Annotated in this window: 15 protein-coding genes; 12 read left to right on the forward strand and 3 right to left on the reverse strand. The window is 34.5% G+C overall.

What is annotated here, in order from left to right; genetic code table 11:
• Positions 1-39: 39 nt before the first annotated feature.
• From MHH33_RS06990 to MHH33_RS07045, 12 genes are all read left to right on the forward strand, one after another.
• On the forward strand, positions 40-786 hold the full coding sequence (locus MHH33_RS06990; RefSeq protein ID WP_342543319.1) for a thermonuclease family protein: 747 nt from the start codon (positions 40-42) through the stop codon (positions 784-786).
• 156 nt (positions 787-942) lie between these two features.
• Positions 943-1,101 (forward strand): hypothetical protein, encoded by a 159-nt coding sequence (locus MHH33_RS06995; RefSeq protein ID WP_342543320.1) that lies wholly within the window; start codon positions 943-945, stop codon positions 1,099-1,101.
• A gap of 128 nt (positions 1,102-1,229) precedes the next feature.
• Positions 1,230-2,255 (forward strand): HNH endonuclease, encoded by a 1,026-nt coding sequence (locus MHH33_RS07000; RefSeq protein ID WP_342543321.1) that lies wholly within the window; start codon positions 1,230-1,232, stop codon positions 2,253-2,255.
• 767 nt (positions 2,256-3,022) lie between these two features.
• The gene (locus MHH33_RS07005; protein ID WP_342543322.1) at positions 3,023-3,517 is read left to right on the forward strand and encodes a hypothetical protein; all 495 of its coding nucleotides are present in this window, start codon (positions 3,023-3,025) and stop codon (positions 3,515-3,517) included.
• A 118-nt stretch (positions 3,518-3,635) separates the two neighbouring features.
• Positions 3,636-4,115, forward strand: coding sequence for a hypothetical protein (locus MHH33_RS07010; RefSeq protein ID WP_342543323.1), 480 nt, complete (start codon positions 3,636-3,638; stop codon positions 4,113-4,115).
• A gap of 1,162 nt (positions 4,116-5,277) precedes the next feature.
• Entirely contained in the window at positions 5,278-5,832 is a 555-nt protein-coding gene (locus MHH33_RS07015) for a hypothetical protein (protein ID WP_342543324.1), read from the forward strand.
• Positions 5,833-5,846: 14 nt separating this feature from the next.
• Entirely contained in the window at positions 5,847-6,326 is a 480-nt protein-coding gene (locus MHH33_RS07020) for a DUF433 domain-containing protein (RefSeq protein WP_342543325.1), read from the forward strand.
• Positions 6,327-6,337: 11 nt separating this feature from the next.
• The gene (locus MHH33_RS07025) at positions 6,338-6,700 is read left to right on the forward strand and encodes a DUF5615 family PIN-like protein (protein ID WP_342543326.1); all 363 of its coding nucleotides are present in this window, start codon (positions 6,338-6,340) and stop codon (positions 6,698-6,700) included.
• A 256-nt stretch (positions 6,701-6,956) separates the two neighbouring features.
• Positions 6,957-7,169 (forward strand): MBL fold metallo-hydrolase, encoded by a 213-nt coding sequence (locus MHH33_RS07030; protein ID WP_342543327.1) that lies wholly within the window; start codon positions 6,957-6,959, stop codon positions 7,167-7,169.
• Between the two features lie 43 nt (positions 7,170-7,212).
• Positions 7,213-7,692 (forward strand): hypothetical protein, encoded by a 480-nt coding sequence (locus MHH33_RS07035; protein ID WP_342543328.1) that lies wholly within the window; start codon positions 7,213-7,215, stop codon positions 7,690-7,692.
• A gap of 282 nt (positions 7,693-7,974) precedes the next feature.
• On the forward strand, positions 7,975-8,451 hold the full coding sequence (locus MHH33_RS07040; RefSeq protein ID WP_342543329.1) for a PH domain-containing protein: 477 nt from the start codon (positions 7,975-7,977) through the stop codon (positions 8,449-8,451).
• Between the two features lie 191 nt (positions 8,452-8,642).
• A complete protein-coding gene (locus MHH33_RS07045; RefSeq protein WP_342543330.1) occupies positions 8,643-9,848 on the forward strand; it encodes a DNA integrity scanning protein DisA nucleotide-binding domain protein in 1,206 nt (401 codons plus the stop codon).
• 441 nt (positions 9,849-10,289) lie between these two features.
• Here MHH33_RS07045 and MHH33_RS07050 read toward each other — a convergent pair whose 3' ends face one another.
• From MHH33_RS07050 to MHH33_RS07060, 3 genes are all read right to left on the reverse strand, one after another.
• Positions 10,290-10,694 (reverse strand): hypothetical protein, encoded by a 405-nt coding sequence (locus MHH33_RS07050; protein WP_342543331.1) that lies wholly within the window; start codon positions 10,692-10,694, stop codon positions 10,290-10,292.
• Positions 10,669-10,962 carry a hypothetical protein gene (locus tag MHH33_RS07055; protein WP_342543332.1) on the reverse strand — a complete coding sequence of 98 codons (294 nt, stop codon included), beginning with the start codon at positions 10,960-10,962 and terminating at the stop codon, positions 10,669-10,671. Before MHH33_RS07055 ends, MHH33_RS07050 begins: the two co-directional genes overlap by 26 nt.
• A 427-nt stretch (positions 10,963-11,389) precedes the next feature.
• Positions 11,390-11,884 carry an ImmA/IrrE family metallo-endopeptidase gene (locus MHH33_RS07060; protein WP_342543333.1) on the reverse strand — a complete coding sequence of 165 codons (495 nt, stop codon included), beginning with the start codon at positions 11,882-11,884 and terminating at the stop codon, positions 11,390-11,392.
• Between the last annotated feature and the right edge of the window lie 49 nt (positions 11,885-11,933).

Genomic DNA, 11,933 nt, shown 5'->3' on the forward strand with positions numbered 1-11,933 from the left:
TACTACAACAACCTAATCCATATTAAAAGGAGAATTTATTTGTTTAATTCGAAACTTTTCAAACCAATTTCTGCATCTTTACTAGCTGTATCTTTATTCTTCGGTTCAGTATCACCGCTTGCTTCGCTTAATGAACCATCAATCGTTCATGCATCAGCTAAGCCACCAGCAACAGCTGTAAAGTCGAAAGTTACTGAAGTAGTTGATGGTGACACAATCAAATTAAATTATAAAGGAAAATCTGAAACTGTTCGTTTCATACTGATTGACACTCCAGAAACGAAAAAACCCCAAACATGCGTTCAATTATTTGGGGCTGAAGCTTCTGCTTTTACAAAGAAAGCTTTACTAAATAAAGAGGTTAAAGTTGAATTAGGAGTCGAAACTCGAGACCAGTATGGTCGCCTTCTTGCTTACATCTATATTAATGATGTGATGTTTAACAAGACATTACTGGAAAAAGGTCTAGCTCGAGTAGCTATTTATAAACCGAATACTAAATATTTGGAAGAATTACAAGCTGTAGAAAAAGTAGCCAAAGGTAAAAAACTAGGAATCTGGTCAAGTACAAATGCAATAAATGGTGGTTGTGCACCAAAAGTAGTGACTGTACCAAAACCAGTAATAACAAAACCTGCTCCTAAACCCACTACTCCAGCAAAAACCGAAATCTTTAAGAACTGTACTGAATTACGCAAGAAATACCCTAGAGGTGTTGCAAAAGGACATCCTGCCTACCAATCAAAAATGGATCGTGATAAAGATAATTGGGCATGTGAAAGATAATCTATAATGACAAAAAACCATTCCTATTATTGGGAATGGTTTTTTATGCCTAAAAAAAGTATAAATATGTTAATTTTTAATGAATGAATTCCCATATATGGAGTCGAATTGATTCTGAAAGGGGGAGTTCAATTGAAGAGATTTTCGGTATACATAATGTTTAAGAATGGATCAAATATTCATTTTGAAACAGACACTAATTTAAATTTGGCTGAACCTCAATCAATTAATGGTGGTCAATTTATCGTTACTGAGAATGATCATGTAATTAATCTGCTACAAGTAGAAGAAATGAAGGTTGTCCAAAAGAAATAGTCTCTGGTGATTTTTTAGGAGCATCTCTTTAAGAGATGCTTTTTTTATTTGCAATTTAAAGAAACATAATGTTATATTAAGTTTAACTTTTTGAAACATTTACTGAAACAAAAGGAGGGCGATTATATATGAATGAATATAAAACATCTGGAGAAGTACAAGAGCTATTAGGTATTTCCCGAACAACACTACATCGTATGGAAAAAGAAGGTATGCCATTTGAAAAGATTGGTAGAACGAAAAGATATGAACTTAGTACAGTTGAGTATTGGATGAATAGTCGCCAAAGCGGGATTCAAGACCTAATAATTGGAGAAGTTTATTCAAATGATGAGATAGCTACAATTTTCAAGGCAGGTAATATGGGTGGCATGAGACGCAGTCATACGACGAATTCATTAGTCATTATTTCCGACCACACAAAAATGTATGATGATCGGATCGAAGTTACTAGCGAAGGAATTGAAGTCTTACACTACACTGGTATGGGCAAAAATGGAGATCAAAGTCTTGAATTTGCACAAAATAAAACTTTAAGGGATTCAAATGTAAATGGAATTAAAGTATATCTTTTTGAAAAATTTAGAGATGAAATCGGGTACACATTCCGAGGTCAGGTGAAATTGATAGATGAGCCTTATCAAGAAAGACAATTAGGTGAAGATAAAATTGATCGCAAGGTATGGATGTTTCCATTACAAATTATTAACAAAAGCATAGTGATAAATGAAACTGATCTAAAAAATCTACAAAATGAAAAAGAAGAAAAAGTAGAGAAGGAAACAAGAAATATTTCACTCGAAGAACTGAAAGAGTTAGCGATGCGGGCCAAAAATAATGGGCGTCGACGTACCTATACAACAAGTTATACACGTGATCCATATGTTGCTGAATTCGCAAAACGACGTGCAAATGGTTTCTGTGATTTATGTGAACAACCAGCACAATTCAATGATAAAAAAGGGAATCCCTATTTAGAATGCCATCATATTGATTTTCTTTCAGAGGGTGGAAAAGATACGATTGAAAATGTAGTAGCACTTTGTGTAGTGTGTCACAAAAAACAGCATATACTTCGAGATCCAGATGAAACATTTAATTTAATTAACAAATATAACCCAGACTTTACTACTCCTATTATAGAAGTCTGGTGAAAAATGGAGGTAGGAAATGAATAGTTATATTGTCATGCAAGGACACACATCATAGAAACCTCGTTTCAATACTTTTGCTCAGAGATGAAGCGAAGTGACCCAGTACCCGACACCCCTACCGTTTTAGTGAGGGCATTATTTCTTTCTAATTAGTACTTCTCTGAGGTTTCTTATATCTTTGTACGGTACCAAATAGTGCTGTCTAGAAGACCTCAGTTCCGAGGTGATTTTTGGAGGTTAAATTCTGCTTTTAGGTCACTAAAAAATGTTCGATTTTCATTATTGGTAATAGCATTGATTACCTTTTAATTTTTGGTGATTTCCCTACAGGAGGAAAAAGAAGAAAGAAATTAATAACCCTTCATATAGCTAAAGGCTGCGTTGATCCAAGAAGGATTAACGCTTTTTTGTTGAACATATTGAACTCACGGAGAAGGTTAATTAGTGGGCTCGTCAATAACAAAATTCCATCGTTATTGTTTGTTCTACTTTTCACTACTCTTCATAAGTTGGAGTAGTGGAAAAAAGGAGAGGTTTGGATGTATTTGTAAACATGGGACTGATACACCCCATTCTGCTGTGGAATGGGTCAAAGCAAATGTTGAGTTTATGGGGAATATCACTAGCTTTGAAGTCTATCAACATGAAGAGGATATCCCAATTAAGTATAAGAACGTGCCTGATGTTTATGTAATCAACGACAATAGAGAAGACAACAAGAGAAGCTATCCTTTTATCCTTCGGGATGACGGAGCAAAGAGGGAAACATGGCTAGGGGGGGCAGTTGCGGCTATCAGGGATCGGGACCTGGTGCAACTAAAGAAATCCTTCAAATTGTAGGGATTAAAATGGACTATAATACCATCTCAAAACAAAGTATTGTCAAGAGAAGTGATTTAATCCCACAACACGATTTAAACATCGTTGTCTTAAAACCAAAAAATTGCATTCATAACCGAAAGGAAGAACGACTGGTAGTAAAGATGCAATTTGAAAAAGCCCATCAGAAATGGCAAGCTAAGAAGATGCTGGAAGTATTGGGGGATTTTCAGCCACTAAAAGATGAAAGTACATCTATTTTAGAGGCGACTTATTTTACTGATCTTCCTTATTCAAAAGAGCATGAATTGTATGAGTATGCTACAAATAACGGGTTATTGTTAAATAAACCATTTCATAGCTTAAGTAATGATACCTTAACCAGTATCATTGAAAATATAGGATATAAATTCAATGCAGGATTATACATCAGAGAACTATAAGCTCTTTTTCTTCTTCAACTAGCGGTGCAGGTTAGTTGAAGAACAAAGGATTATGATATTAAAAATCAAAAGGAGATAGAAGAACCTGTATCCTCTAAAGGTGAAACTTACAGATGATTTGACAAAGTATCATGAAAAATTAGTGATTGGTACAGAAGGGAATGCGATTGGTGTCTTTGGTCCTTACAGTAGAGGCAACGATATGTTCATCACGGTTGACTTTAAATTCAAACAATTGGATGTCAATTGGAGTGGGTTGGAAATCATTGATGAAAAATACTTGGCAGGAAAACGGAAGTTGAACAAAGGTTTGAAAAAGGCAAAAGACATTGTTCTCACTGTTGGTCCAGCTGGTGGTTTCCAAAATTTAAAGTTCAATTACAAAGATGAAAAAGGTGCAGAAGTTAGATTTGAGACATGGACTAAGAATGAAGGTTTGGAAGTCTTGAAATCACTTGAGGAATTGGGTAAAAAAATCAAGAAAGACATCAATGAAACAGATGTACAGAAACAAAGAAGACTAGAACGTGAAGCAAAGAAGAAAGCAACAGAAAAGAAGAAAGCAGCAAAGAAGAAGAAAGAAAATCCGAAACCTTGAGTTATAAATTAGATAGCTGTATAGATAGATATCTCAACTGAAGTATTATTGAAATTTTGAGGCTGAAGTAACCGAGAATTGATTGCTCAAAGAACCAAGAAGGAGTGGCTCCATCAAAGGGTAGAGGTGTCAAACTAATTAGACCAACCTTAGATACCATACTGTGAATAATCCTTATATGGATACATTAACTTGGGTAGATGTTGCAAAGACTGATGTAGATTTTACATTTGGTAAAGATTGTGATCTTGTGTCTAATAAGAGTACAGTACTACTCGGAATTGAATATCAATAATCAAAAACTAAGGCACTTGCTTAATTGCATGTGTCTTTTTTGTTTTGTCCAATAGTAAAGAAAGTTAGTTATACTAGGACTCTCAGACAATTTTAAATGGGTGACTTTACACAAATAGAATATTAAAACACTCTCAAAGCTAATAACAAAAGATGCCTGTGGAACTAAGAGTTATACAATGGAGACGTTCATTGTTACTTGTAAAACCCAAATTAAAAAATAGTAAGAAAATGTAGAAACCCAGTCACAACATGTAAGCAGTGCACATTCAGCGTTAGGTGAGGGGGAATTCCCACATTATTTGCCCCGTACATAGGGGAATGGAACGGAGTGGGTAAACGCACACGACACTAGTCATTCTTCTATCCGATTAATGTTCACTAATTTCAGTTGCACGGTTTACCTATTAAAATATTGCTTTTATTAAGAGATTGGTTTACATCAATTGTTATACCTGCACCTTAACAAAATTCTAGTAGTTCTCTGTATCAAGGTTACATAATATAAGATTGATTCTATGTATTAGTTCTTACTAGCTACAGGCTTAACTATATCAAAATCTTTTTGATAATGAATAACTTCATAACAAATCGTGTTAAAAGATATCTTGAAATTCAAAACAACACCAACCCTAAATAGTGTTAATATTGTTTATATTCTGTTTTGTTATTTTTGGAAAATGATTTCATCTTAGTATAGTATATTAGAAACTAATAGTCAGAATATGAAATTAATTCAAAAATCGTTTAATATCAATGGATAATTCTTCATTGTAAAATAGACAGATCTTGTAAACAATGGTAACATAACCTTACTTATATGATATGTGTTTAGATTTTATTTAATAATTTTTTGGAAGGTGATGACATGGACATTCAGAAGTATGTCTCATACGTTAAGGTTTTCTTTGATTTTTATTCTGAAGGAAAAGTAGAAGTAAAATGGCAAAAGAATGGGGCAGGTCTTAGTTCCTTAATCAACTTTGAAGAAGAATTACAACATTATGATTCTTCCTTTTCAACAGAAGAGTTTATTGAAGTTGTATTTGAAGTTATCAAAATTGCTAAAAATGTCGCTCTTGGACTGGAAGGTTCGGAGTTTGACTCTGATCATATAAACATAGTTAAAGAAATTTTCTTACAAGACCAAGAGTTTGTTCAGTATATTAACCTACATTGTTCTAGTAAACTCTATTTATTGGAAAGTATTGAGTGCGATGTACAATCAATACGGAAAAAAGATGATTATAAAGTTATTGGTAATACCGCTGTAGTAAGCTATTATCTTAATAGTTCAGATACCAATGAAGATGCAAATACTAAAAGAATTTCTATTGAACTAACTAAAAAGGAACTAGAAGATGTTATGAAATCATTATCAGAAATTCACAATGTTTTAGTAAATCTTGAAAAGGGTAATTAAAGGGGGGAGAATGTATGGTTTCACAAATTCGTTATGAAACGAGAAAGCAATATAAAGAACCCCAAATCACTTTTCAAAATGATCTTACCGAGAATTTCAGTCTGCAATTTCAGAAAGGACATGCCAATTTTAATGTCAAAAGCTTCGAAGATAACGAAAATCGCATTCACATAGGGTTAAGGGACGAGACTTCTGCATATAATGGTTACTATCAGTTAACACGGAAACGGGTGGTAGACATGAGCAATGGTAAATCTTATCTGGAATCAGTTGTTATTGATCACGCTGTTACAAGTGTAAAGCACAACGTTTTAGGAGGACTTCCATCCATTAAAGGCACAAGAGTTCCCATATCCACAATAATAGCTTGTCTTGCTGAAGAAATGAGCATTGCTGAAATCAGTGAGGATTATGATTTGTCTCCAGAGCAAATTAAATCAAGCTTGTTGTTTATTGTTGATGTCCTAAATAGACCGTATTACGGAGATGAATGATGAGATTGTTATTGGATGAAAATATTACAAAAAAAGCATTAACTATTTTTGGGAATCTCGGGTATGACGTAGTTAGTATTCAGTCCCTAGGGATTCGTGGAGAAGATGATATGGTTGTTCTTTCAGAAGCACAAAGACTGCAGCGTGTATTAATTACCCAAAATGGTAAGGATTTCATAATTCAGATTCCTCCTAGAGTCCAAGGTGTCAATCATGAAGGTTTATTTTGGTTGAAATACGATTTTACTAAAGGTATTGCTGAAGTTGTATGTAATGAATTTGATCAATTTATATCGACTGTGGAGAGCATAGCAAATGAAATATGGTTACATGAAACAAATGGTAGTATAAGAGAATTTAATCGAGTATTCTAGTATTCTAGATAAAACCAATTATTTACTATTACCAATACTTTCTTTAACATAGTGAATTAAAGATATTAAAAGGGAATGCTTTTTAAAGCGTTTCCTTTTTTGTTTGAAATAGCATCTATTGCAGCTAAGAGTAGATACAGTCTATGGATAGCAATTCTTATATCTTGTAATTGGCTTTGATTAATCCCTTCATTTTATAATTTTAGGCATGTTGTCAACTTCGGTTTATATGGCTACCGCAACTAAAACTATGCCCATGTCAGTTCACTTTATTAATGTTGATCAAGGTGATGCAACCTATATTAAAACACCAAATGGCGACGATATCTTGAATGACGCTGGAAACAAAGGAAAAGGTGATATGGTAGTTTCCTACCTAAAGAAATTGAAAGTGGATGATATAGAGGTATTAATCTCAACTCACCCCGGTGCTGATCATGTGGGCGGACTGAAACGTCTTTGCCCCTAAAGTTTCTCATACGACTCAGGCTTATAAGGACTTTCTACTTGTTGTGAAAAACAAGAAATTAACTATCAAAACAGCGAAGGTAGGTGTCAACCTTCCTTTGTCAGATAAGAGCATTAAGGCTAAGTTTGTTGCACCTGTAAAAGATTACAATAAAAGCGATCTCAATAATTGTAGCGCTGTTCTGCATGTGAATTACAGTAAAAACAATTTCTTGTTCATGGCAGATGCTGAAACTCAAGCAGAAAAAGATATGCTTGCAATGAAACAAATTGGCAAAGTTGATGTGTTAAAAGTTGGGCATCACGGAGCGAAAGAGTCAACCACAGCTGAATTTTTGAAAATTGCCAAGCCTACCTATTCATTCAAAAGCGTTGGCCCAAAAAATCAGTATAAGCATCCAACGATTGAAACCTTGAATAGACTAAAAGCCATAAAATCTGCAGTGTATCGTACAGACCAAAAAGGAAACATAGTAGTAACAAGCGATGGAACAAAAATGTCTATAAAAACAGAAAGGAAGTGACGACAGTATGAAAGGTGTAATTGACCGCTTTGAAGGTGACGTAGTTGTCGTTGAGATTGATGGGGAAACTAAGGGGTTTCCCAAAAAATCTTCCCAATCAAGTCAAAGGCAGGGGATGTTGTACTTATTCAAGATAATGAAGTAGTTGTTCAAGCCAATGAAACTGAAATGTTGAGAAAAGAAATTGAAAGCCTTATGGAAGAGGTATGGGAAGATTAAGTAAATCATTGGATACAAAACACCAATTGGACTCATTAACAAATATTAGGAGCTGTGTTTAAGATGGCAATTAGAAAGTTGAACCAACAATATTTACTATTGGAATACCCAGTAACGCTTGAAGATATGGAACGGATTTTACCAGAGTTGCCGAAAACAGAAAGGACATATTTTGAGTATGCTTTTAAAGCGTTAAACAAAATTATGAAGAAAGATGAAAAAATATATAATTTTAATATCGCTGATCCTAAGTTAACAAAAACTGGCTATATTGTGGTAGCAGAGAAAAACTTGATTATGTTGTCATTAAAAGGTGGTTTGTTTGGGGGGATGGATTCTGAAGTATTGAAATATGAAGATATCAAAGATGTCGATTTTGATGTTACTCCCAATCCTTTCGGTCTTGCTCAAATGAATTTAGGAGTCGTGTATTTAGGAATGAAAGGAATGTTTGGAGGGAAAAAACGTACAATTCGAAATATCCCTGAGGAAAATTTAGATAATGTAGTTAGCGCAATTAGAGATAAGGTAAATAAATGATGTTTGTTGAGTACTGAACTCGGTCTTTGACCGAGTTTTTTTATGCAGGTTTGGCAATAAGAAGTAGACTTTCTTCGTGAAATTCTTGGTTAATATTTCACTATTTTAATATAGTTCTTTTGGATTATTCTGTTATGATGAAAGGGCAAATCTTTTAACAAATTTTTGAATTCGAGGGAGTTATGTTATTTATGATATCAACTGAAGATTATTACAGACTTATAGTAAACACGGTTCCTCAGTGGTATATTGCTATGGGACAAGCGCCACATGATTTTAATGTGAATTTTTGCGGGGATTCTTATTGGATTTCTTCTAATAGAAATCCAACTCCCCAATTGCATAGATGGAAAGATAAATGCCTAAGCATAGCAGCAGAATTGTTAAGTAAACCTACTACTGGATCTAAAATTATTGATAAAGATTTAATACAATCAAGATTTGTTAAAGAGTGGTTGCTTGAAAAGGGCTATAAAGGAGATTGGGAAGAAATTTTTGATTATAGTAGATCCTTGGAATCCAGAACATATGAGAATGCCTCTATTGGATTTACATATATTTATGATTCGAACCGAAACGGTACATTGAGTCTGTTTGAGGATAACAATCAAAAAATAATAGATGTATTAGCTGAAACTCAATATACCTATTTTAGAGTAGGTAATGGATGGACTTTTATTGATTACGACTATGTGAAATGGAATGAGATAGTAATAAAAGAAGATTACAAACTTATACCGGAATTTTTATATCCTTACCAATCAATACTCGAAGAAGGAGAGTGTGGAATTACTAAGACAAAACGTGGAGATTTAATAATTTATAACAAAAATGGACTTTTAGCCTCAAGTCGCAAAGGTGAATGGAAAATTTATGATTCTCCATCATTAAAAAATTCACTAGTTGACTATGTAGGAGTAAGTAATTATAGAGTTGGATGTAATCTTTTTGAAATATTATTTGATTTGAGTTATAGAAGGCATGGAGCGTTAATTATCATTGATAATCAAGGGACATATAAAGAAATAATAAGCAATCATTCCAGCTTAATTGAAAATGGCTCAACTTTACATCAAGTGTTATCTGAAAGACTTGAAAAAATAGATTTATCTTCTGCTCGATCTGATGTTGTGTCAAAACAACTAATTTTAGAACTCGCATCCGTGGATGGAGCTCTAGTTTTGAATGAAACAGGGAAAGTTTTAGCATTCGGAGCAATAGTTAACTCGCATGAACATGCTGATGGAGAAACTGGTGCAAGGAGTACTGCTGCTCTTTCCGCACATTTATACGGTTCAAAAGTGTTGAAAGTAAGCTCAGATGGTGAGATTACTTTATATTATCTTAACCAACAAGGTAGCCAAGATCCAGAACTTATCAAATTAAGGTTTTTATAATTGATAGTGAGCTAAGGCTCATTGAGGTTTTTACTTCATAGTGACACCCAATGTTTTTCGGAATTTCATAAAGCTAACCATAATCCATCGGAAAAAACGTTGTAATATAATAATCTTCTTTTATAATAGGAAGAGAAGATAATAACGGTCATGGTTCGGAAAAGGTTCTAATCCCACGTGTCGCACCTGCAATGGTGAAGATATAGTCCAGACTACAAACAATGTTCATTGGTAGCGAAAGCTATAGTGGTAAGCTAAGGCGTCGGTCGGGGGTTCGAATCCCTCCTGGGACGTAGATAGGACTAATTAGATTTAGTTTAGTAACAAGAGAAAAACACTTCAACCCTTGATATATAAGGATTTGAAGTGTTTTTCTTTTTGTTGTCAATACCAATGAAGTACATAGAAAACGATTGGTTTTGAAATTTTTTTACACATTTTTTACACATTGACGAGTCTTTTTCTCATACTGACAAAAGTCTGAACTGTTGTCATTGTATCTTCTTCTCTTAATTCCTTATAAATCGAAATACGACGGTAGAGGAGAACGCTCGCATGAGTATGCCGTAACCCATGCAAGCTAATAGGATCAATTTTCAATTCTTTCAACGTGTTCTTGAGCAGCTTATTAACGAGTTCATTTGTCAGTACACATCTTTTGGATTGTGAGATAAAAAATACAAGGTAAAGATAAATTGTTTCAGTCGATTGGAAAAGTTTATTGAAAACAGTCATCGTCTCAGAATCCATATCCAGAACTCGTATCGATTGTTCATTTTTAGTTTTTCCGAATCCGGTTCCGTTTTTATAGTCCCATGACTTATTTATGTTGATTGTATTGTTCACAAAATCGAAATCCTTTCGTGTAAGCCCCACAAGCTCCCCAAACCGCATTCCTGATGTCAGAGCTTAAAAGTAAGTAATACCCTAAACTACGCTCCAAACGCAAATACAGAGCCTCCATAAGACGTTCACTCTCGATGTACTCCAGATGTTTTTCTTCTGGACGTTTTGTGGGATTCTCACCTGTTAATACGGCAGACCTTGTAAAGTCGATTCTTATTAAACCTTCATCTATTGCATCTCTAACACATGCACATATATGTGTATTCAATTTCCTTGTTGTATCTTTCGCATGAGTAAGTGCGTATTTGTTCAGAAACGCTTGATATTTCAGTTTTGTAATGGCTTGTATAGGTTTACCGCCAAACTCTCTAAAAGCGTCTTATGAGTGCTTAAATAGCGCGTAAAGGTGATGGGGTTGTTTTTGATTTTATAAACATTCAACCATTCTCTAAAGTAAGCACAAAATGACTCGGATTTTAAATTCGGCAATATGCCTCTCTGCAGGTCCGACTCTATTTCAGCTGCAGCAATGGTTGCCTCTTTTTTGTTTTATATCCGCCTTTTCGAATCGGTTTTGATTTACCATCAACCATCAACCATCAACCATTCGACTGACTGTATATTGCCAGGTACTCCCTCGTAATGCTAGCCATGAACGTACCACCTTTCATAACCAAGTTTAATTGAAGGTAACGTCACAAAAGGGGAGTATGTTGGTACAAATTCATTTGATATCGACGGAAACGTTGCAATGCAAATTCATAGGTAAAATTGAGTTTTTTTACAATCATTTCAATTGGATGCATATCGGGATGTTCTTGTATGCATTTTTCCAGCATGAACCGAGGCACACAGAACTCCAACATAAAACTATGTGCACACCATTCCTGCCATTGCGATAACGAAATTGGCAAGATTAATTGATTTCCGATGTGGTATCGAATATGAGCTACCTCGTGAGCGAAAGATTGCCCTTGTTCCTGTTTTGTGAGTCGCTCATCAATGAAAATCGTTTGATCAATACGTGTAGAGTCAAACGGAATAAACTCGCACGCAATACCCATACGACTGGATACCGTCTCAAGATAAAATTGCCGTACTTGTGAAATATCAATTGAGATATACGTTCTTGGATGCGATATTCTAAATGTGTCTTTGCTTTCATATAACCCCTCCAATTTAACGAACATTCGTTCTTATTAATATAACAAAAAACCTACCGATGGAAAGGTAGGTTTT

The sequence above is a fragment of the Paenisporosarcina sp. FSL H8-0542 genome, from assembly GCF_038632915.1.
GTDB lineage: Bacteria > Bacillota > Bacilli > Bacillales_A > Planococcaceae > Paenisporosarcina.

Coding starts and splice junctions, on each gene's coding strand:
- MHH33_RS06995 (WP_342543320.1), top strand. CDS start 943: ATGTTTAAGAATGGATCAAATATTCATTTTGAAACAGACACTAATTTA.
- MHH33_RS07000 (WP_342543321.1), top strand. CDS start 1,230: ATGAATGAATATAAAACATCTGGAGAAGTACAAGAGCTATTAGGTATT.
- MHH33_RS07005 (WP_342543322.1), top strand. CDS start 3,023: ATGGCTAGGGGGGGCAGTTGCGGCTATCAGGGATCGGGACCTGGTGCA.
- MHH33_RS07015 (WP_342543324.1), top strand. CDS start 5,278: ATGGACATTCAGAAGTATGTCTCATACGTTAAGGTTTTCTTTGATTTT.
- MHH33_RS07020 (WP_342543325.1), top strand. CDS start 5,847: ATGGTTTCACAAATTCGTTATGAAACGAGAAAGCAATATAAAGAACCC.
- MHH33_RS07030 (WP_342543327.1), top strand. CDS start 6,957: ATGTCAGTTCACTTTATTAATGTTGATCAAGGTGATGCAACCTATATT.
- MHH33_RS07040 (WP_342543329.1), top strand. CDS start 7,975: ATGGCAATTAGAAAGTTGAACCAACAATATTTACTATTGGAATACCCA.
- MHH33_RS07045 (WP_342543330.1), top strand. CDS start 8,643: ATGATATCAACTGAAGATTATTACAGACTTATAGTAAACACGGTTCCT.
- MHH33_RS07060 (WP_342543333.1), bottom strand. CDS start 11,884: ATGTTCGTTAAATTGGAGGGGTTATATGAAAGCAAAGACACATTTAGA.